The following is a 20,352-nucleotide window of genomic DNA, read 5'->3' as shown; positions in this document are numbered from 1 at the left end:
ATTTAATTGAAGTAGTTCTTGAAACGTTGGAAGATGCTCTCTTTCGTTTGGTTGTCGCCTTTGAAGTTGTCACTGCCAACAAAGCTCTCGATGGCTTTCTTCTCTTCGCGCGAGAGTGTCTTTGGTACGTACACACTGATATTGACCACCAAGTCGCCGCGTCCGCTTCCGTATCCCTGAACAGCAGGCAGTCCCTTGCTTCTCAGGCGCATGGTCTTACCAGGCTGTGTGCCGTTCTCAATTTTAATCTTCAGATTATTGCCCTCGATGGTGGGGATATCTACCTCACCTCCAAGTGCTGCTGTTGGGAAGTCGAGCAAGAGGTTGTATATCAAATCGTTACCGTCTCTGACAAAAAGCTTGTGGTCTTCCTCTTCAATATATACCTGGATGTCACCGGCAACGCCTCCGCGATGGCCGGCATTACCCTTTCCTGGTACGTTGACTACCATGCCTTCGGCTACACCAGCGGGGATATTGATTTCTACTACTTCCTCACCCTTGGTCACACCAGTGCCACTACAATGCGGACACTTGTTCTTGATAATCTGACCCTCACCCTGACAGGTAGGACATACACCTTGTGTCTGCATCATACCAAAGATGCTCTGTGTGGTGTGGGTGATAACGCCTGAACCATGACAGGTAGGACAGGTCTCTCTGCCACTACCGTCGGCAGCACCTGTGCCGTGACAGTGTGAGCAGGTGGTATCTTTTCTAACCTTGAATTTCTTGGTAACACCCTGATTGATCTCTTCCAGCGTGAGGCGTACCTTTAGTCGCAGGTCGCTGCCTCTGTGCTGCTGAGGGCGTCCACCGCGTCCGCCGAAGCCTCTGAATCCGTGTCCGCCAAAGATATCACCAAACATAGAGAAGATGTCGTCCATATTCATAGACGCACCGCCGAAGCCTCCAAAGCCTCCTGATCCGCCACCCATAGGTCCGTTGAAACCAAACTGGTCGTACTGCTGACGCTTCTGTGGGTCGTGCAGGATGTTGTAGGCTTCTGCGGCCTCCTTGAACTTCTCCTCTGCCTGTTTGTCGCCAGGGTTACGGTCGGGGTGATACTTGATGGCAATTTTTCTGTATGCCTTCTTAATCTCTTCTTCCGAGGCCGTCTTCTCTACACCAAGTACCTCGTAGTAGTCTCTTTTTTGTGCCATTAATTGTCAGTTCTTATTGTCCTACGGCTACTTTAGCGTAGCGAATCACTTTGTCGTTCAGTTTATAGCCAGGAGCCATGCAGTCGATGACTTTTCCTTTCTTGTCGTCGCCCATGCCAGGAACCAGGGCTACTGCCTCGTGCAGGCTGGTGTCGAAGTCGGCATCCTCTGTCTCAATCTTGCTCACGCCCTGAGCCTCCAGCGCCTTCATCAACTTCTGGTAAATCAGTTGCATACCTTCACGCAGAACCTGTGGGTCGTCTGTCTTCTCGCCATTGGCAATGGCGCGCTCCATATCGTCGATAACGGGGAGTAGGGCTGTGATGGTCTTCTCTCCACCATTCAGAATCAGTTCTGAACGCTCTTTCAGCGTACGCTTGCGATAGTTGTCAAATTCTGCCATCTGACGGAGTAATTTGTCCTTCAGGTCGGCAATCTGAGCTTCTGCAGCTTTCAGAGGATCTGTCTCTTCCTCAGCTTCCTCAACTTTTGCGTCAGTCTGTTCTTCTGTCACTTCGTCAGTAGGGGTTTCTACTGCCATATCGTCAGTATTTACCTCCTGCTCTTCTTTCTTTATATCTTTTTCTTCCATAATTCTAATGTTTTTCTTTATCCATGCAAAAAGCATGCCAAGCAAAACTGGTGTTCTGCTGGGCAAAACTGTCGAAGGCTGCTTTTCCACTGTTTCCATAGCAGAAGAGGCCTACGCGGATGCCTTTCCAATAGCCGGCACGCATGGGGAATGCGTCGCCCGCTTGGATGAAACGGGTGCCATCGGTGCTGTAGGAGAACTGGTGACGATTAGCCTGACAGTCGTTATTAATGCGCACCCAGAGCTTCTGGAACTTACCCTTCTGAATGACTTCACGCTTGCCTTGAGACTCAATGAAAATGCCGTCTTTACAGAGGCCGATGCCATGGAATGTCTTGCCACTGCAGAAGAGACCGGCATAGCAGTTGCCCTGTGCGGTGAGTAGGGTGGTGCTCTCGCTTTGATAGCCAATGACCTTCTGCGTGAGCATATTCCTACAGAGTTTCAGACTATCAGCGGGCTGGGCTTTTAGCGTAAGCCAGCCTTTTTTCTCCTTCAAGCTCCAGTGGGTGTCAACGGGATTGTGGTTCCACTGCCATTGCAGACCTAGTGTGGATGATGAAAATTCATCGTCTGTTTGTGGGAGAAATTGCAAGGATGAAGTTATCGGCTTCTGCCATTCAGAAACGGGTTCACCAATACCATTGCCATCATAATCGACTCCCATGAGGGGCCAATCGTCCTGCCAGCGAACGGGTTGCAGGTGAACCACGCGCCCTAAGACGGGCGTTTCCTGGAAATGGTAAAACCACCAGGTGTCATCGGGGGTATCGACCAAGGCACCCTGATGAGGGCCGTTGATGGAGGTAGAACCCTGTTCGAGCACGATTTTTCGCTCGTAGGGTCCATAGATATTCTTGGCTCTCAGTACTGTCTGCCAACCAGTTCCTACACCGCCCTCGGGGATGATGAGGTAGTAATAGCCATTACGCTTCATGAACTTAGTGCCTTCGGCGATAGGACCTTCATAGACGGTGGTACCCTCGTCGAGCAGTTGTTTGCCATCGGCCGACATCCGATGTACGATGATAGGACCTGCACCATGTTTGCTGCGACCTAAATAGGCTTGTCCGTCCTCATCCCAGAATGGGCAGGGATCTTCCCATTTGACCACGCGTCTGACCAGGTGAAGGGGTGCCCAAGGGCCGTGCGGGTCTTTTGCGGTAGTCATATAAAGTCCCTCTTCTGGGGTACAGAAATAGACGTAGAAGAGACCATCGTGATAGCGGATGGCAGGTGCCCACGAACCACCGGCGTAATGCTTGTTCTCGTCCCATCCAGGCTCGTTGAAGCGACTGTATATCTGACTGGTATACTGCCAATTAATCATATCGTCTGATTCCAATACCTGCATGCCGAGGAAATGAAAATCGGATGCTACCATATAGTATTTCTTGCCAACACGAATGACGTCAGGATCGGAGAAGTCGGCATTGAGCACGGGATTCTTGTAGGTGCCGTTACCTTGGTCGCCCCAGCCCTCTGTATCGCTGCGCACAAAGTCGGGACGTACATCGGGGGCATCAGTCCTAATGTCGATGTTATTGAAATGTACATTACGGGTGTGTCGCAGATAAAAAACCTTAGCAGGCAGGTTGCCCCACATAGTGGCCTCGGGGTAGGCTTTTTCCTTTTCGTTAGCTATGGAGTCGTTGATGGCCTTGAGGTCGATTTCGTTCACGCCTCCCTGATGTTGGATGGTGATATTCGATAGCCATATGTTGCGCACTGGATAGCCTAGCAGACCTGTGATAGAACAGCCCACAGGACCAGCATTCCGAATATGGAAGTTTTCCAAACGGATACCGTCAATACGACCTACGTGGTTTATGGGAATCAGTTCGGTGATGGTGTCATCATTGCCCGTGCCACTGAGCGCTTTCCCTGCTTCTTTCAATTTATAACCTCGTCCACGATTGCCTAAACGGATAAAGATGGGCGACTCGGTGCCTTCAACGGTGAAGTCTGATGCGCTAACATTCTCGAGCATTCCACCATCCACAATCTCCAATGAGAGGGCCGACGTTCCAATTTTAGAAGGAGCACCAAAGAACTGGCTTGACTGGTCACTGCTGGGTTTAACCACGATACCTGAAATATTGATATTGCGGAAGCCTCCATTGGTCTCTGTTCCCAGTTTTACGGCGTTGCAATGGCTGGATATCACGCAGTCACAGATTCGGATATTTTCGCAGAGACGAGGTGAAGTGCTCTTCAGTGTGATACCATCGTCGTCGCTATCGGCTATAATGCCTCTGACAATGACTTCATGACAGCCATCGATATCAAGCGCGTCATTGTTGTAGTTGTTGCGATTGAACACCTTGATGCCTTCTATTCTTACGCGGTCGCAGGCCAGATAGTGTTGCATCCAGCAACCGGAGTTCTTAAGGGTGATGTCCTTGATGGTGATATCCTGACTTTGGATGAAACGGATGAGGTGGGGACGAGTGATGCCCTCGTCGTTCCAGGTGAGTTTCTTGAAGGCGCGACCTTGTCCGTCGATGGTGCCAAAGCCATCAATCACTACGTTTTTCACGTTGTCGGCATAAATCAACTGGATGGTTGAGGTCTGCGTGCGCAATGATACGTAATCAGACTTCATAGGCAGATACTCCTTCAGGTCCGTGCTACCAAAGAGCGTAGCCCCTTGTTCCAGATAGAGGTTTACACCTGATTTCAGTACGATAGAGCCAATTTTATATTGGCCGGTGGGTACTACCACTCTGCCGCCTCCCGCCTTCGCACAGTCGTCAATTGCCTGCTGCACGGCTTTTGTACTGAGCATTGTGGTATCCGTTTTTGCGCCATATGCCACAATATTATAATCACGTGCCCCTGCCTTTCCTGCCCATAGTGACAGGATGAGCGTAGTCATCAAAATAGTTTTCCTCATTATTATTTTGTTTATGTGTGCAAAGGTAATATTTTTTATTTTGTTTCCTTTGCCTAATAATGATATTTTTTTACCTTTGCATACAGATTTAAACTTTAACTTAAAACATGAAGGAATTTTTTGTAATCTTAGCAACCTTTGCCTTTGTGGCTTGTGGCGGAAGTAAAACACAGAAAGATAACGTTTCTGTGCAAGATGTAGATAGTATTCGGACATCATTAGTTGACTCTGCAGATAGTACAGAGAACAATACCTTCCACGTACAAGAAGATACATTAAAACAATTAAATGCTTTCGCCTCATTCACAGAAACACAGCCGGAATCAGTCAAAGAACTTATTGCAGGTTTCAGGTTTGGAAGAAGTGTGAAACAAAATGTTGACCATGCCTATCATTTGCCAAGACTAGAGTGTGACCAGTTCCGACTGGACTTGGATAGCATTTCTTACTGTGCAACTACAGGTAAGAGCCTGTTTTATGAAGATAAGTTGTATGCATTTAACGTCTACATAACATGGCGTTATCATGGTTTGGAGGATTGGGCAGACCTGACTAAAGCGGATTTTGATTCGCTTGCAACTTATTTCAAGAGCGTATATGGTTCAGATTCAAATAAATATATGTATACGGAGGCGGATACAGCTGATATATTATCTTTTTCTACTCATCATTGGAGAAAGAAAAATCTATACTTCCGTCTCTATTGGATTCCTGAAAACATAGAAGGAGCAAATGTAATAGGTATGGAATTTATCAATGGCCCTGTTTATCGTAAGGCATTGATAGAGCAGGAGAAAAGATTGAGCCCACGTTAAGAGGTGGGCTCAATAAGATTTTACTCTTCTACGATGGGATAGAGTTCGATGAACTCACCCTGATGATTTTGTCCGTCATTAATCAGTTCGGCTGTTTTCTGACCTACAGTCTCGATATCGTGGAAACCAGGCAGAGACATGTTGCCATTCAGGTCGGTGGTAGTGGGACCTGGGTGTACTGAGAAAATCTCTACGGGCGTATTGCTCTGTTGGAATTCTATTGCCATCACGCCCATCATGGCATTCAGGGCGGCCTTGCTGGCAACATAAGCCAAAGGATGCCAGTAGGGACTGATTTCTGAAGGCACGGTGATATTCACAATGCGACCATTATTGTTCGCTAATACTGGGAGCAAGGCTTTTGTTAGCGCCCATGTGCCGATGAAGTTCACATCCAGTGTTTCGCGGATATCGTTCAATTCCGTGTGAGCGCTATCTACACTCATGTCGCCAGGAATGCCAGCATTGTTGACAAGGAGTGAAAGGTTGGGGTAATTCTCGCTGATTTCTTTTGTAGCCTGATTGATACCATTCAGGTCCTTCAGTTCGATATTCACATAGCCCAGTACGTTGACGCCAGCAGCTTTCAGTTCGCAGATGGCTTTCTCAGCACGCTGCTCGTCGCGTGCACTGATTATCACGTTCCATCCGCTTAGGCCCAGATGCTTTGCAATGCCAAAGCCGATGCCTTTGTTGGCACCTGTCACCAAAACAATCTTTTCGTTTGCCATTTTTTTTCTGTTTTAATAAAGTTTTTGCAAAGGAACTCATTTATCTCTGTACCACCAAACATTGTTCCTATCATGCAAAAAAGAACTACAATTTGGGTAAGTAAAATGAAATAAATGCTTTTTTGTTTTGCGTTTCAATTGGTTTGCACTACCTTTGTGCCATAAAAACATCAAAACTTAAATGAAACAATACCTTGACATACTGGATCGCATCCTAAAAGAGGGGACGCAGAAAGGTGACCGTACGGGTACGGGCACACTGAGCATCTTTGGTACGCAGAGTCGTTATGACCTAAGTAAGGGATTTCCTCTTCTCACTACAAAGAAGTTGCACCTCAAGTCGATTATCTACGAATTGCTGTGGTTTCTTAATGGCGACACAAATGTGAAATACTTGCAGGATAACGGTGTAAGGATATGGAATGAATGGGCTGATGAGAACGGCGAACTTGGACCCGTCTATGGGCACCAATGGCGCTCTTGGCCAGACTACGACGGAGGTACGATAGACCAAATAAAGTATGTGGTGGATCAGATTAAGAATAATCCTAATTCGCGACGTATGATTGTATCGGCGTGGAACGTGGCTGAGGTGAACAAGATGGCGTTGCCTCCTTGTCACACGATTTTCCAGTTCTACGTGGCCGACGGCAAGTTGTCATTGCAGCTATATCAGCGTAGTGCAGATACCTTCCTGGGTGTACCGTTTAACATCGCATCGTATGCCCTGTTGTGTATGATGATGGCACAGGTGTGTGGACTGAAACCTGGTGAGTTCATTCATACTACAGGCGATACTCATCTGTATCTGAACCATTTGGAACAGGCCCGCTTGCAGCTCACGCGTGAGCCTCGACCTCAGCCCACAATGAAGATTAATCCCGACGTGAAGAGTATTTTCGACTTCAAGTATGAGGACTTCCAATTAGAGAATTATGATCCCTGGCCACATATTAAAGCAGAGGTAAGCGTATGATATCAATGATTGCCGCCGTAGCGAAGAATCGCGCTATTGGCTTTGAGAATAAACTGATTTACTGGTTGCCCAATGACCTAAAGCGTTTTAAGGCTTTGACAACGGGACACACCATTGTGATGGGACGTAAGACGTTTGAGAGTCTGCCAAAAGGGGCTCTTCCTAATCGCAGGAACTGCGTGCTGACAAAGAGTTCTAAAGAACTTCCAGGTTGTGACTGCTTTGATAGTTGGGACGACTTTTTCAAGAGTTGCAAGCCTGATGAGGATATCTATATCATTGGGGGCGCCAGCCTTTATACAAACCTGTTGGACAAGGCCGACCGTCTCTGTCTGACGGAGATTGACGATACACCTGCGCAAGCCGATACGTTTTTCCCTGAATATGAGGAAGACTGGCAAGAAAAATGGCGCGAAGATCACCCCGCGGATGATCGTCACGCCTATCCTTATGCGTTTGTTGACTATGTAAGACGTTAAGACTATCTCACATCAGCCCATCTTACATTAGTCATCAAGGTCTACCATGTCCATTACGGGCAACTGTCTCTCGAAGGCTGAGTGAAATGAAATCAGCGTCTGCGAACTGCTAAGTCCTAAAGGCTGCAGTTTGTCATGGATGATGGTGAGCAGATGGTGATTGTTCTGAGCATAAATCTTAATAAACATATCGAAATTTCCCGTGGTGTAATGGCATTCCGTTACCTCGGGAATTTTCTTTAGTTCCTCTAATACTTGGTCAAAATCCTCAGGATTTTTCAGGTTCAAACCAATGAAGGCACAGGTCTCATAACCCACCTTCTCAGGGTCGATAAGGAACTGTGAGCCTTTCAGGATACCGATATTGGTCAATTTCTGGATGCGCTGGTGAATGGCTGCTCCACTCACGTCACATACACGTGCTACTTCTAGAAAAGGAATACGTGCGTCGGCGGCGACAAGCTTCAGAATCTGCTTGTCCAGTCTGTCAAGTTTTTCTTTTGCCATATTCTTAATTTTAAATCTTAATTCTTGTTTGTTTTCTCTACTGCTGAATAATTGATTTTTAGTGCAAACGATTGTTGCAAGGCTTTTTTAATTTGAGCTATCATGCCGAATGGTACGTCGCGGTCGGCCTTGATGGAGACTGTCATTCTGGGTTGGTCTTCTGAATTCATCTGGGCTTTCTCGGTTTCCACGAAGGCTTTGATGTCCGACATGGTGGCCAGTTTGTTGTTTAGTTGGATATAGAAACTATCGGCCGGTTGACCTGGTACACGACCTACGTAGATGGTGCTGACTGATGACTTGTGAGTCAGCTTTCGTACTTCTGTTCCCTTGGGCACATCGTAACGCACCTGTAAGTCGACATCCCTCATGTGGGTGACAATCATGAAGAAGAAGAGCACGGTGAATATCAGGTCGGGTAGGGCTGCTGTATTCAGACCTGGCATCTCATGTTTCTTTCTGCGAAAAACTCCACGTTTCATGATGACTCACCTCCTTTCTCTTCAAGAGCCTGCTCGCTGATGCGCTGGGGATAGACCAGGGCAATGGCATCTCGCTGCTCTGCATTACACTGAGCGTAGGGGTGCTGGAATTGTTTGAGGGCCAATTCGTTGCGTAGGTGGTTGTAGCCTGCTACCACAGCATTCTGCATCTGGAAATAGGAGTCGTAGGTAGCCTTTGGGCTGACCTCAACGATAATCACATGACGATCGCTGACCTTACAGCGTCCCAAAAGGTGCACTTCGCGTACACTCAGTTCGGGCAGGGTGGGGTCATCGGCAGTATTAGCTACGAAATCTTCTACACGCTTAGACAAATCATCGATTGCCATAGGCTCATCGTTGCAGGTGAGCTGATTGTTGGCGTCGAGTTTGAGGCAGAGGGCATTACGTTGTTTAACTACCAGTTCCTCTTCTTTCGTCAGATCATCTGGCGGAGGCAGTTGGCGAGGCAGTCCCCAGTCAGTGTCCATGGATGAGGTCACGAGGAAGAAGATCAACAGCATGAATGATATATCCGCTGTCGATGTGGTGTTCAAACCTGGCATCTCCTTTTTTTTCCTCGTAAACATGAATCTAAACTATTAGTCGTTGTGGGTGGTATATTGATGAACAATAGACCATATAACAAGACCTGCTAGGAGGCCCATCAAAATATAAATCGTATAGAGTAGAACGTCAACCATTTTTTTTTCTTAATGCGCTAGCAAATTATTCACTTTTCGCTCTTCGCTTTTACTTTTGCAAAGATATCCATCAGGTTGATGGCTCCCTCTTCCATCTGAGTAGTCAGACGGTCAATGCGAGAGTTGACAAAGTTGTAGAACACCTGCAGAATAAGTGCCACGATGATACCAAAGATAGTGGTAATCAGGGCTACTTTCATACCTTCTGCCACGATGGTAGGACTAATGTCGCCCTCGGCCTGAATCTGGTCAAAAGCCATCACCATACCAATCACTGTACCTAGGAATCCCAGTGAGGGAGCAATAGCAATACAGAGCTTGATCCATGAACAACCACGCTCCAGACGTGAGGTGAGCACTGTGCCATAACTGATGATGCTACGCTCGATGTCCTCAGCAGATTCGTTGATATGCATTAGTCCCTGATAGCAGACGCTGGCCACTGGACCACGGGTGTTGCGACAGATGGTCTTAGCACCTTCCACATCGCTACTCTCTACTTTCTTCTCGATATCAGAGAGCAACTTCTTGGTGTTTACCTCGGAACGTGTCAGATAGATGATTCGCTCAATGCAAAGAGCCAAACCGATAATCAGGACAATAGCAACAAGCGACATATAACGTGGATCACCCTCAATGAATTTATTCTTCAATTCCTGATGCATCCCAATGTCTTCTGCTGCCATCTCGGCCAGTTCTGCCATATCCTCGTTGCCAATCATCTCTTCTATGGACATGTCGGCATCACTACTGTCAACCACAACGGCCTCTGTCGTCTGTTTGGTTGAATCCTGTGCATAAACAGTTTGCCCCATGAGCAGCAATCCGGCTGCAAAAAGGGCAATTGTAAGTTTTTTCATTCTTTCTTGTTACAATTTGGCCGCAAAGGTACTAAAAAAAGGTAAAAACTAAAAGTGAATGGAAAAAAAAATGCTACTGCCTAATATTTTTTAAATATGTATTCATATTAGACGGTAGCAAATTATTCTTTTTTTACGTTTCTGCTATTCTTTCTTGTAGTCTGACTCTGTCATGAACAGATAGGATGGACGATAACCTCCGAAGTCGACAACAATTTTTTCAAAGACGATGCCAGGATGCTTGGGCTGTAGTTTCAGCTCATGAACATCGCTATCACCCACAGGCAGTTCTATCACTTTCTCCACAACACGGCGGGCAATGGTGGGATAGAACTCGGAATACATATAGGGCTGGCGATCTACAAGGGTCTTGTTGAAATTGATGGTCTCTGGCTTTGTGTTGTCTATGCTGATAGTGCACTCATGACCACCGATGTTGAGGAAATCGAGGGTTGACTTTACTATAACGCGTACCTTTACTGTCTTCGGTGCATCCTTGGGTAAGGTGAAACGATAGGTCAGCGAGGCGTCACCTACGGGGCTTGTATAGGGTGTTAAAGCTACGGCACTACGTGTGCGACCGTAATAGGGATAGACGCTCCATTGAGTATCGCCATCGGCTTTGCTGGCAAAAAAGTGCTCGGCCTCCATAGATATATAGCCATTGCTAGGAGTGAAGACATAGCCACCCAGTCCCTTGTCTTCAACCTTCTTGGTAGTGGGCAACATGTCACGACGGAAATTGTCGTTCCAGGAGCGATAACCAATATGTTTCTGGGTCATCATACCATCCCATTTACCTTGACTCATCTCCTTATTATAATAGGCACAGAGCAATGAGTCGCGCTTGAAGCAGTCGGCAACATGCTTCGCCCATTTGTTGGCATCTGGACTATTACGTTCTGCCAGGTATAGGTTCATGGCTTGAGCATAGTACATGTCATAGAGGTTGGCCATTGCTTGAACGGGGAAGAGTATCAACTGGCGATAGGCATCATGCTTCTCCTGTGGTATTTCTGCAAAGAGGCGGAGGGCACGTGTCTCCAGACGCAGATACTCGTCGGCCACCTTTTTCCATTCGCCAGTCTCCACATTATAGGTACGAGCATCCAACATCTCGGGGGTGACGCGTGCCATATACTGACAGTTCTGGTTGTAGATATCTGCAGCTTCCTTGGCAACCTCGCATCCGAGTGTTCTACGGAAGAACTTTGTTGTATGGTCGGTCACGTTTTGTAAGTTGTACTCTTTGGGATTCCAAGCCATATCCATAAACAACTGGATGGGATATTCCATAGGCTTTAAGTCGCCCACATTCAGAATCCACATACGTTGTATACCGTGGTCGTAGGCCAGTGAGAGTTGTTCAAACATCTGTTGGGTCTGGGTCACGTTAATCCATTTCGAATTACGAGGTGCTCCTACATAGTCTACGTGGTAGTAGATACCCCATCCGCCTTTGCGGCTGCGCTCTTTGTCGTTTACTGGTACACGACGGATATCGCCCCAGTTGTCATCACTGATGAGAATCATAACGTCATCGGGTACGCGCAGCCCTGCATCATAATAGTCTTGCACCTCTTTATATAATGCCCATACTTGTGTGGTCTTCTCTGCAGGTTTACCTGTCACATCCTTGATAATCTGACGCTGGTTATTGATGATACGCTCCATCAGTTTTGTATCTGCCTTGTCGCTCATGGCTTCATCACCGTCGCCACGCATACCGATGGTCACGATATCCTCAGTACCTTTCATGCGCTCAATACCCTCACGGAAGAACTGATCAAGTTTCTCTTGATTGGTCTGATAGTTCCATGCTCCCCATTTTCCACGATTACGTGCATATTCCTGATGGTTGCGTGCCATAGGCTCATGGTGAGAGGTGCCCATCATCACACCCATACGGTCGGCCAGTTTGCCATTCTCAGGATCGTCGGCATAGAATGCCCATCCCCACATAGCAGGCCACATCATGTTGCCCTTCAGGCGCAGGATGAGTTCAAAGACCTTCTCGTAGAAATGGTGGTCGCCATAGTCTGTGCCGAAGGTGTTTTTCACCCATGAGGTCAGACAGGGAGCCTCGTCATTGAGGAAGATGCCTCGAAACTCTACTGCAGGTTCACCATCGGTATACGTACCTTTTATTATATAGGCCTCGTCACGTTTGGTGATGGGTACATCTGCCCAATAGTACCAAGGTGATACACCTAACTGCTGGCTCAACTCATAGATACCATAGATGGTACCGCGACGATCACTACCGGCAATGACCAGTTGGTTGCCCACGGTGGTGATAATATATTTTTCGCGTTTGCCTTTCAGATTGGCAAGTTTCAACTTGTCGATATCCTTGTTCTTTCCAAGTGTACCAATCAGAATGTTGCCCTTTCCTGCCCCCTCTAAAAGGTTGGGAGTCTTACCCAGCACCTTTTCGATATCTATCTTCAGGTTGTTGATGGCAATCTTTACGCCTTCGTATTCGTCAGCGCTATAGCTGATAGAGGCGTTACTGAGAGGTAGGGCACCCTCTACGGGGGTGAACTTCACGAATCGCTCAGTGGCCTGTGTTACCGTAAAAGTGGCCATTGCCACGCACAGTACTAATAATTTCTTAATCATCATCTCCTTTGTTATTGTATTGTTATCATTAATTCTCTCGCGTTCTTCTCATCAGAACTGGTGCCAACAAGAATCTCGTACTTACCAGGTTTTACACGCATGGTGTTTGACTCTGCATCCCAGAACTCAAACGACTGTTTGTTGAGTTGGATTGTAGCAGTAGCAGTTCCTCCCGCCTTCACATTGATACGCTCAAAGCCACGGAGTGTTTTCAATGGTCCATCGGCATCCTGTAGATTGCGGATATAAACCTGTACGACCTCAGCACCGTCGCGTTTGCCGGTATTGGCTACTTCTGCAGTTAATGTCCAGTCTGTTGGGTTCGTACCATTCTTCTCAACTCCAGCCTTTGTAATTTCAAAGTTTGTGTAGCTCAGTCCATAACCGAAGGGGAAGAGGGCGTCTGTGAAGTAGCGATAAGTGCGTCCTTTCATCGAGTAGTCCTCGTAGTCGGGCAATTGGTTGCTATTCTTATAAAAGGTGACGGGCAGTTTTCCACTTGGGTTATAGTCGCCAAAAAGAACATCAGCCACAGCCGTACCACCTTCCTGGCCTGGATACCATGCCTGTACGATAGCGTCGCAGGTCTTTATCTCGGGTTCCAAGGCAATACATGAGCCAGAGCAGTTGACAAAGATAATGGTCTTGCCTGCATCCTTCAGTGCCTTCAGGAAATCGCGCTGTACCTTTGGTAACTCAATATGGGTACGGTCGCCTCCCTTGAATCCATCAATATCCACAGGCATCTCTTCGCCTTCCAAAGCTGGTGAGATACCTCCCACGAAGATAACTTTATTAATTCCCTTCAGTTGATTGATGATGGTTTGATAGTCAATGGGATATTCCTTAGCGATATTAATGGCTAGGTTGGCGTTGTAAGTAGGAACGTGTGAGAAACGTACCTCGATATTGTAACTCTTACCTTTCTCGGCATTAATAACAATATGATTGGGCGTGGTGCGCCAGATACGATGGTGGAACTGGCGTTCGCCGTTGAGATAGAGCTCAAATTGACCACATCCATCCACGTTTACCACATATTCGCCAGCTTCATTGGGGGTGAAGACCGTCTCGTACTTCGCGGAGAAATCCTCGAGTTGTACACCTGGGGCGAAGTTGTGCATACCAAAGGTGGTTACAGCCAAGGGCTGGGTGTAGTATTGCGTGGTAACTGGTTTTCCTTCCATCTTACGATTGTTCCAGAATGTTCCCTTTATACCTTTCTTTCCCTCGAAAGAACACTGTGATCCCAACAGACTCTCTAATACTTTGTCGTAGGTCAGGTCGCAACCAGGTGCATAGAACAGTTTCTTTTGTTTTGCCTTGATGCCATCCAGAATCGTAATAGTGTGGTTGGGCTGGCCATTATAGTTGCCCCACATCATTGGCGTGTTGTCGGCATTGGGACCAATAACAGCAATCTTCTCAGAATTCTTTTTCAAGGGCAGGACGGAATCGCTATTTTTTAGCAATACAATGCTTTGTCTTGCCATATCCAGTGATAAATTAGCAGATTCCTTAGTAGACATGGCAGAATAGGGAATCTTTGACCACTCTACCAGTGAAGGATCGTCCATTTCGCCTAAGTCGAAACGTCCCTCTAGCAGACGAATAACGTGCTTGTCAACCTCGGCCTCTGTCATGAACCCACGTTTCACAGCCTCGGGGATACTTCTGTAAGCGTAGCCGTAGCCACACTCTACATCGGTACCGGCGATTGTGGCCTTTGCGGAAGCATGTGTGGCATCGCTTGATGACTTATGTGACTCGTAGAAATCGCTAACAGCTCCACAGTCGCTCACTACCAGATACTCAAAACCCCATTCGTCGCGAAGAATCTGTTGCAGCAGGCGCTGGCTTCCACAACAGGGGTCATCATCTAAACGCTGATAAGCACACATCACCTCACGGACTTTAGCATCCTGTACCAATGTCTTGAAAGCAGGCATGTAGGTCTCCCACATATCGCGTGGTGATACATCTGTCAGATTGGCTGTGTGACGGGTATATTCCGGACCACTATGTACGGCATAATGCTTTGCGCAAGCCCAGAGCTTACGATATTTGGCATCCTCAGGTCCTTGTAGGCCCTTAACCACCTGTACACCCATGACTGATGTCAGGTAAGGATCTTCACCATAGGTTTCCTGTCCGCGTCCCCAACGTGGGTCACGGAAGATGTTGACATTGGGTGTCCAGACAGAGAGACTATGGAATTTCTCGTCCTCGCCTTTCAGGTCGTGCATACGATGGTTGTACTGTGCACGGAACTCGGTACTGGCTGCATCAAATACTTTATACACCAGGCCTGGGTTCCAGGATGCAGCCATAGCGATTGGTTCTGGGAATACTGTTACGTTGCCCATGTTTGCAGCACCATGCAAGGCTTCACTCCACCAGAAAAACTTCTTAATACCCAATCGGGGAATTGCCGGACTTTCGTCTAGCATCAGTTTTGCCTTCTCTTCAAGTGTCAGTCGTGAACAGAGATCCTTGGCTCGTTCCTTGGCGCTGAGGGACGGATTTTGATATGGTAGCACCTGAGCCTGCATACCTAGGCTGACTGTGAGCAGCGTCACAATGAGAGTCTTTCGTTTCATCTTTTTCTTATAGTTTTAGAAATTTGCTACAAAATTACTATACAATCCCGATTTTTCCTTATGTTTTTGTTGCATAGACTTTTTAGTATGTTACAATTGAGAAATCTCTGTATACGCGCGTTGGACATATTATTTTTTTTTGTTACATTTGCATTCGATATTATAAACATCTACCTTTAATTAAACAATATGAAGAAAACCTTAACTATTTTGACGCTAGCTGTGCCATTAATTACAGCAGCTCAAAATCCCGTGATCCGTGACCAGTTTACGGCTGACCCAACTGCGCGAGTTTTTAACGGTAAAGTTTATCTCTATCCGTCTCACGACATTCTGCCACCAACGGGACAACGTCAGGATTGGTTCTGTATGGAGGACTATCACGTTTTCTCGTCAGAGAATCTGACTGACTGGACCGACCACGGTGTGATTGTGACTCAGAATAAGGTTCCCTGGGTAAGAAAAGACTCTTATTCTATGTGGGCTCCTGATTGCGTAGAGAAAAACGGAAAGTATTATTTTTATTTCCCATCTGCTCCTGCTGCCGGACGTGGCGGATTTGCTGTTGGTGTAGCTGTTGCCGATAGTCCAGAGGGTCCGTTTATTCCTGAACCAGAGCCCATCAAGGGTATCAATGGCATTGACCCGTGTGTGCTTCAGGCTTCAGACGGTAATGCATATATCTTCTGGGGTAATGGGCGTTGTGCCAAACTGAAGCCCAATATGAAAGAACTGGCTGACGATAATCCCAAGGAGACAGTGAAGTGGGGTAACCGTGAGATGGAAATGATTGGTGTTAGTTGCTTGAAAGATCTGCCTAATCGGCAGGCTGAGGGACCCTTCGCCTTTGAGTATAATGGCAATTATTATCTGACCTATCCTTATGTAAGAGAGAATACCGAGGTTCTAGGCTATGCCATGAGTAAGAATCCCATGGGACCTTACGAGTATAAGGGACTGATTATGGCAGAGCATGCCAATGGTTGTTGGACTAACCATCATAGTATCGTGAACTACAAAGGGCAGTGGTATCTGTTCTATCATCATAATTTCTTCTCGCCCAGCGATGATAAGCGTCGCTCAGTACAGATTGAGAAACTGTATTTCAATGCTGATGGTACCATACAGGAAGTGAAACCTACAATGCGAGGTGTTGGTATTAATAAGGCTACAGAGAAGATTGAGATTGATCGTTACAGTAACGCTTCTCAGAGCGTGACCACTGCTCATGTGGATACAACAATTGCTTTCAGTGGTGATTATGCAACTATTCCTTCTAAGGGTTGGATGAGATATGCTGATGTGGACTTCGATTGTCTGACAGACGGTTATCTTCAGATTAGTGTGAAAGCAAGTGATGATACTGAGTTCTGTATCCGTGAAAAGAGTGCTACAGGTAAGGTCATCGCTCGCATCAAGTTGGCCGTTCGCCCACCAGAACCCATTCCTGGAGCTGCTGCCAATCCAATGATGGCTCGTTTCCGTCGTGATCAGAGAAATCAGTGGCTCACTCAGACTACAACGTTGGAGTACACACCAAAGGGAGTTACCGACCTTGTAATGACTAATGAGGGTGGGGGCGAACTCTCTGTTGACTGGATTTTGTTCAAGAATCGTCCGAAGTATTTCTCACCAGCTACATCAACACCAGCTAAGCCTGATAGCGAGGGATTCATACGTCGATGGACACTCTTAGAGCCTATTGATAAGCCGAATAGTGGTAACACTGTATTTACTGATACCTATCTGCGTGAGCATTTCAATCGTGAGTATTTTAAGGGGCAGCAGACGATTCTGCCTAAGGATGGTCAGAAGGTGAAGGCTGTGTTCCAGCAGGAACAGGCTCCTGCAGGATTCGGTCGTGGTGCACAGCAGATGCCGGAGGGACCGAAAGTGAAGACCGTGAAGCAGACGCTGACTTGGCATGCGCTTGATAGCGAGAACTTCAATGTGAAATTGTTCCGCTTCGCAGAGAAATGGGGCGAGAAGGTCTATGGTGTGCTTTTCTGGGGTGTGACTATTATCGACTGTCCTGAGGATATTGAGAATGTACGCTTGGCTGTTGGTTCTAACTCTGCTTCAATGTGGTGGCTCAATGGTGACGAGGTGCTTCTGCTCTCTGGCGACCGTCGTATGGTGAAGGACGATGCCGTGTCTCACCGCTTGACCTTAAAGAAAGGACGCAACGTCCTGCGTGGTGCCATTATTAATGGCCCTGGTATGAGCGACTTCTGCGTGCGCTTCATTAACGAGAAAGGTACCCCTGTAACAAACTATTCAATCATTAATAGCAAATAATTATGCAACGTTTACATACAATCCTGGCTGCACTGGCTATTGCATCAGCAGCCAATGCTCAAATTGGACAACCATATATTCACGACCCTTCAACACTTGCAGAGTGTGATGGAAAATACTATACCTTTGGTACAGGTGGTGGCGGTATCATCTCTGATGATGGTTGGTCTTGGCACAGTGGTGCTGACCGTCCTGGTGGCGGTGCTGCTCCCGATATGATAAAGATAGGTGATCGCTACCTGTGTATCTATGGTGCTACAGGTGGTGGACTTGGCGGTGGACATAGTGGTCGTATCCTCACGATGTGGAATAAGACGCTTGACCCTAAGTCACCAGATTTCAAGTGGAGTACCGCTGTGGAGGTTTGTGCTTCCGACGGAATGGAAGATCAGGATGCTATCGACCCAGGCGTATTGCTTGATCCTACGACTGGTCGTCTGTGGGTAAGCTATGGTACTTATTTCGGAACTATCCGTCTTATCGAACTTGATCCTAAGACGGGCTTCCGCATGAAGGGTAACAAGGAAAAAGATATTGCTATCGACTGTGAGGCTACCGATCTTATCTATCGTAATGGCTGGTACTATTTGTTGGGTACACACGGTACTTGCTGTGATGGTGTGAACTCTACCTATAATATAGTGGTGGGACGCTCACGTAGTGTGGAAGGTCCTTACCTTGATAATGTAGGTCGCGACATGTATCATGGTGGTGGTAAGATGGTGGTCGCTGCCGGTGATCGTAAGACAGGTGCCGGACACTTCGGACGTACCATCATTGACGAGGGTATCGAGGTGACATCATTCCACTGGGAGGCCGACTTTGATCAAGGTGGTAGTAGTGTGCTGGCTATCCGTCCTTTGTTGTGGAAGAACGATTGGCCCTATGCTGGTGACCATTTCAAGGGAGGCACCTTCGAGATTGAGTCAGAGCGTCGTGGCTATTCTTTGGAACTTGCTGTTGACTTCGTTCGCATGAACGTTGCACGTCGTGGCGGATTCGGTCGCCCACAGGCTGACGCAGCTCCTCCAAAGCCTATTGAGAACCAGACTCTGGATCAGGTAAAGGGAACTTGGCCCGAGGGCGATATCGCCGTACGTTGCGGTGACTATATGTTCCGTCCTCATCAGCTTTGGACGATAACTCCAGTTAACGAGGCTGGTGGCTATCTGAGTAATTCTTATTTCAAGATTACTATTTCAGGTACAGACCGTGCACTCTGTGCTACAGCTAATAAAGAAGTAAGCACCGTGCCAACCTTTACAGGTGCTGATGAGCAGCTCTGGCGTATCGAACAGGCTGTTGATGGTACTTTCCGTATTATGCCTAAGCGTATTCCTGGTGAGACTGACGTGAACAAGAAACTCTGCCTTTATAGCATCGCGGACTCAACACCTACATTGGCCGAGTGGGACTTCAACTCAGATAACTCGAAATGGAATCTGAAAGAACTGAGATAATCAGAACGACATAAAATGAAAAAGGTCATTTCTCAATAGGGAAATGACCTTTTTCTTTTTTATACTTTTACAATCTTTGTCTTGGGCAAGTCTTTGTTTCGACGATTCACTACCGTGACAACAGCCTGAGCTAAATTGAGGAAAGCCTGACCTGTTATGGTGTCTACCTTTGTGGCAGCAGGAGCTCCCTCGTCACCACTTTCACAGATGCTTTGCACGAGTGGTATCTGTGCCAATAGGGGTACATCCATCTCTTGTGCCAGTTGCTTACAACCTTCCTTGCCGAAGATATAGTATTTGTTCTCTGGCAGTTCGGCTGGTGTAAACCAAGCCATATTCTCAATGAGACCCAGAATGGGCACGTTGACTTTCTCGTTACGATACATATCAATACCTTTGCGTGCGTCAGCCAATGCAACCTGCTGTGGCGTAGAGACGATGACGGCACCTGTGATACTGAGTGTCTGTAGCAACGTCAGATGAATATCGCTAGTGCCTGGAGGTGTATCCAGAATAAAGTAGTCCAGTTCGCCCCAGTCGGCATCTGCAATGAGTTGTTTCAGTGCGCTTGTAGCCATACCACCGCGCCAAAGCGTTGCCGTGTCGGGATTTACAAAAAATCCGATACTAAGCAGCTTGACACCATATTGCTCGATAGGTTCGATGAGGTCACGACCGTCTTTGTTGACAGCGTATGGACGTGCATCTTCTACATGAAACATCTTTGGCATAGATGGGCCGAAGATATCAGTATCCAGCAATCCTACCTTATAGCCCAGACGAGCCAAAGCTATTGCAAGATTGGCAGATACAGTGCTTTTGCCTACACCACCCTTACCACTGCTGACGGCAATGATATTCTTAACTTGAGGGAGTAGTTTTTCCACTTCAGGACGAGGTTTCGACTTGAATTCTGTTTTGATAGTTACCTCTACATCCTGACCACAATGGTATTTGATGGCGGCTTCTGCTGCTTTTACGGTGGATTTTAGGAATGGGTCTGTATCACGTGGGAATACCAGGATGACCTTTACTGCCTGGCCGTTGATAGATGGGGTGTCGGCCACCATCTCACTTTCTACTAAGTTCTTTTTTGTGCCCGCATACGTCACCGTAGCAAGGGCATCCATAATCAGTTTGGGATATAAAGTCATTATTTTGTTTACT

At 47.1% G+C, this 20,352-nt stretch carries 16 protein-coding genes; 5 read left to right on the top strand and 11 right to left on the bottom strand.

Annotation, left to right across the window (positions count from 1 at the left end; genetic code table 11):
• Positions 1-2: 2 nt before the first annotated feature.
• Genes dnaJ through L6468_RS09590 form a run of 3 tightly spaced genes read right to left on the bottom strand, consistent with a single transcriptional unit; the run spans position 3 to position 4,651 of the window.
• On the bottom strand, positions 3-1,163 hold the full coding sequence (gene dnaJ / locus L6468_RS09600) for a molecular chaperone DnaJ (RefSeq protein WP_237793085.1): 1,161 nt from the start codon (positions 1,161-1,163) through the stop codon (positions 3-5).
• A gap of 13 nt (positions 1,164-1,176) precedes the next feature.
• Complete coding sequence (locus L6468_RS09595) at positions 1,177-1,755, bottom strand: nucleotide exchange factor GrpE (protein WP_091817408.1); 579 nt, start codon at positions 1,753-1,755, stop codon at positions 1,177-1,179.
• Between the two features lie 4 nt (positions 1,756-1,759).
• A complete protein-coding gene (locus L6468_RS09590; protein WP_237793084.1) occupies positions 1,760-4,651 on the bottom strand; it encodes a family 43 glycosylhydrolase in 2,892 nt (963 codons plus the stop codon).
• Positions 4,652-4,758: 107 nt separating this feature from the next.
• Here L6468_RS09590 and L6468_RS09585 point away from each other — a divergent pair, with 107 nt between their 5' ends.
• The gene (locus tag L6468_RS09585) at positions 4,759-5,466 is read left to right on the top strand and encodes a hypothetical protein (protein WP_176756980.1); all 708 of its coding nucleotides are present in this window, start codon (positions 4,759-4,761) and stop codon (positions 5,464-5,466) included.
• 20 nt (positions 5,467-5,486) lie between these two features.
• Here the strand turns inward: L6468_RS09585 and L6468_RS09580 are convergent, their stop codons facing one another.
• Positions 5,487-6,197, bottom strand: coding sequence for an SDR family NAD(P)-dependent oxidoreductase (locus L6468_RS09580; protein WP_091817418.1), 711 nt, complete (start codon positions 6,195-6,197; stop codon positions 5,487-5,489).
• A gap of 181 nt (positions 6,198-6,378) precedes the next feature.
• Between L6468_RS09580 and L6468_RS09575 the strand changes: the two genes are divergently transcribed.
• Both L6468_RS09575 and L6468_RS09570 read left to right on the top strand, forming a co-directional pair.
• Positions 6,379-7,173, top strand: a complete 795-nt coding sequence (locus L6468_RS09575; RefSeq protein WP_237793083.1) for a thymidylate synthase — start codon at positions 6,379-6,381, stop codon at positions 7,171-7,173.
• Complete coding sequence (locus L6468_RS09570; protein WP_091817424.1) at positions 7,170-7,652, top strand: dihydrofolate reductase; 483 nt, start codon at positions 7,170-7,172, stop codon at positions 7,650-7,652. The genes L6468_RS09575 and L6468_RS09570 overlap by 4 nt, the downstream gene beginning before the upstream one ends.
• 27 nt (positions 7,653-7,679) lie before the next feature.
• On the opposite strand, the gene L6468_RS09565 is transcribed toward L6468_RS09570, so the two are convergent.
• From L6468_RS09565 to xyl3A, 6 genes are all read right to left on the bottom strand, one after another.
• Complete coding sequence (locus L6468_RS09565; RefSeq protein WP_091817427.1) at positions 7,680-8,159, bottom strand: Lrp/AsnC family transcriptional regulator; 480 nt, start codon at positions 8,157-8,159, stop codon at positions 7,680-7,682.
• Positions 8,160-8,176: 17 nt separating this feature from the next.
• Positions 8,177-8,641, bottom strand: a complete 465-nt coding sequence (locus L6468_RS09560) for an ExbD/TolR family protein (protein ID WP_237793082.1) — start codon at positions 8,639-8,641, stop codon at positions 8,177-8,179.
• Complete coding sequence (locus L6468_RS09555; RefSeq protein WP_237793081.1) at positions 8,638-9,207, bottom strand: ExbD/TolR family protein; 570 nt, start codon at positions 9,205-9,207, stop codon at positions 8,638-8,640. The genes L6468_RS09560 and L6468_RS09555 overlap by 4 nt, the downstream gene beginning before the upstream one ends.
• Before the next feature lie 167 nt (positions 9,208-9,374).
• Complete coding sequence (locus tag L6468_RS09550) at positions 9,375-10,205, bottom strand: MotA/TolQ/ExbB proton channel family protein (RefSeq protein ID WP_091817435.1); 831 nt, start codon at positions 10,203-10,205, stop codon at positions 9,375-9,377.
• Between the two features lie 144 nt (positions 10,206-10,349).
• Positions 10,350-12,830, bottom strand: coding sequence for a glycosyl hydrolase 115 family protein (locus L6468_RS09545; protein ID WP_237793080.1), 2,481 nt, complete (start codon positions 12,828-12,830; stop codon positions 10,350-10,352).
• Between the two features lie 8 nt (positions 12,831-12,838).
• The gene (gene xyl3A, locus L6468_RS09540) at positions 12,839-15,427 is read right to left on the bottom strand and encodes a xylan 1,4-beta-xylosidase (protein WP_237793079.1); all 2,589 of its coding nucleotides are present in this window, start codon (positions 15,425-15,427) and stop codon (positions 12,839-12,841) included.
• A 189-nt stretch (positions 15,428-15,616) separates the two neighbouring features.
• Between xyl3A and L6468_RS09535 the strand changes: the two genes are divergently transcribed.
• On the top strand, positions 15,617-17,725 hold the full coding sequence (locus tag L6468_RS09535; protein WP_237793078.1) for a family 43 glycosylhydrolase: 2,109 nt from the start codon (positions 15,617-15,619) through the stop codon (positions 17,723-17,725).
• 2 nt (positions 17,726-17,727) lie between these two features.
• Positions 17,728-19,185 carry a family 43 glycosylhydrolase gene (locus L6468_RS09530; protein ID WP_091853702.1) on the top strand — a complete coding sequence of 486 codons (1,458 nt, stop codon included), beginning with the start codon at positions 17,728-17,730 and terminating at the stop codon, positions 19,183-19,185.
• Between the two features lie 59 nt (positions 19,186-19,244).
• On the opposite strand, the gene L6468_RS09525 is transcribed toward L6468_RS09530, so the two are convergent.
• A complete protein-coding gene (locus tag L6468_RS09525) occupies positions 19,245-20,339 on the bottom strand; it encodes an Mrp/NBP35 family ATP-binding protein (protein WP_091817448.1) in 1,095 nt (364 codons plus the stop codon).
• Between the last annotated feature and the right edge of the window lie 13 nt (positions 20,340-20,352).

This window comes from Prevotella communis (genome assembly GCF_022024115.1).
In the GTDB taxonomy this organism is placed as follows: Bacteria; Bacteroidota; Bacteroidia; order Bacteroidales; family Bacteroidaceae; genus Prevotella; species Prevotella communis.
This window is presented reverse-complemented; position numbering and strand designations above follow the sequence as displayed.

What these genes read in the sequence shown, in the direction of transcription:
- L6468_RS09550 (WP_091817435.1), bottom strand. Translation starts at nt 10,205, where the DNA reads ATGAAAAAACTTACAATTGCCCTTTTTGCAGCCGGATTGCTGCTCATG.
- L6468_RS09585 (WP_176756980.1), top strand. Translation starts at nt 4,759, where the DNA reads ATGAAGGAATTTTTTGTAATCTTAGCAACCTTTGCCTTTGTGGCTTGT.
- L6468_RS09535 (WP_237793078.1), top strand. Translation starts at nt 15,617, where the DNA reads ATGAAGAAAACCTTAACTATTTTGACGCTAGCTGTGCCATTAATTACA.
- L6468_RS09560 (WP_237793082.1), bottom strand. Translation starts at nt 8,641, where the DNA reads ATGAAACGTGGAGTTTTTCGCAGAAAGAAACATGAGATGCCAGGTCTG.
- L6468_RS09590 (WP_237793084.1), bottom strand. Translation starts at nt 4,651, where the DNA reads ATGAGGAAAACTATTTTGATGACTACGCTCATCCTGTCACTATGGGCA.
- L6468_RS09530 (WP_091853702.1), top strand. Translation starts at nt 17,728, where the DNA reads ATGCAACGTTTACATACAATCCTGGCTGCACTGGCTATTGCATCAGCA.
- L6468_RS09545 (WP_237793080.1), bottom strand. Translation starts at nt 12,830, where the DNA reads ATGATGATTAAGAAATTATTAGTACTGTGCGTGGCAATGGCCACTTTT.
- L6468_RS09580 (WP_091817418.1), bottom strand. Translation starts at nt 6,197, where the DNA reads ATGGCAAACGAAAAGATTGTTTTGGTGACAGGTGCCAACAAAGGCATC.
- dnaJ (WP_237793085.1), bottom strand. Translation starts at nt 1,163, where the DNA reads ATGGCACAAAAAAGAGACTACTACGAGGTACTTGGTGTAGAGAAGACG.
- L6468_RS09525 (WP_091817448.1), bottom strand. Translation starts at nt 20,339, where the DNA reads ATGACTTTATATCCCAAACTGATTATGGATGCCCTTGCTACGGTGACG.
- L6468_RS09575 (WP_237793083.1), top strand. Translation starts at nt 6,379, where the DNA reads ATGAAACAATACCTTGACATACTGGATCGCATCCTAAAAGAGGGGACG.
- xyl3A (WP_237793079.1), bottom strand. Translation starts at nt 15,427, where the DNA reads ATGAAACGAAAGACTCTCATTGTGACGCTGCTCACAGTCAGCCTAGGT.
- L6468_RS09595 (WP_091817408.1), bottom strand. Translation starts at nt 1,755, where the DNA reads ATGGAAGAAAAAGATATAAAGAAAGAAGAGCAGGAGGTAAATACTGAC.
- L6468_RS09555 (WP_237793081.1), bottom strand. Translation starts at nt 9,207, where the DNA reads ATGCCAGGTTTGAACACCACATCGACAGCGGATATATCATTCATGCTG.
- L6468_RS09570 (WP_091817424.1), top strand. Translation starts at nt 7,170, where the DNA reads ATGATATCAATGATTGCCGCCGTAGCGAAGAATCGCGCTATTGGCTTT.
- L6468_RS09565 (WP_091817427.1), bottom strand. Translation starts at nt 8,159, where the DNA reads ATGGCAAAAGAAAAACTTGACAGACTGGACAAGCAGATTCTGAAGCTT.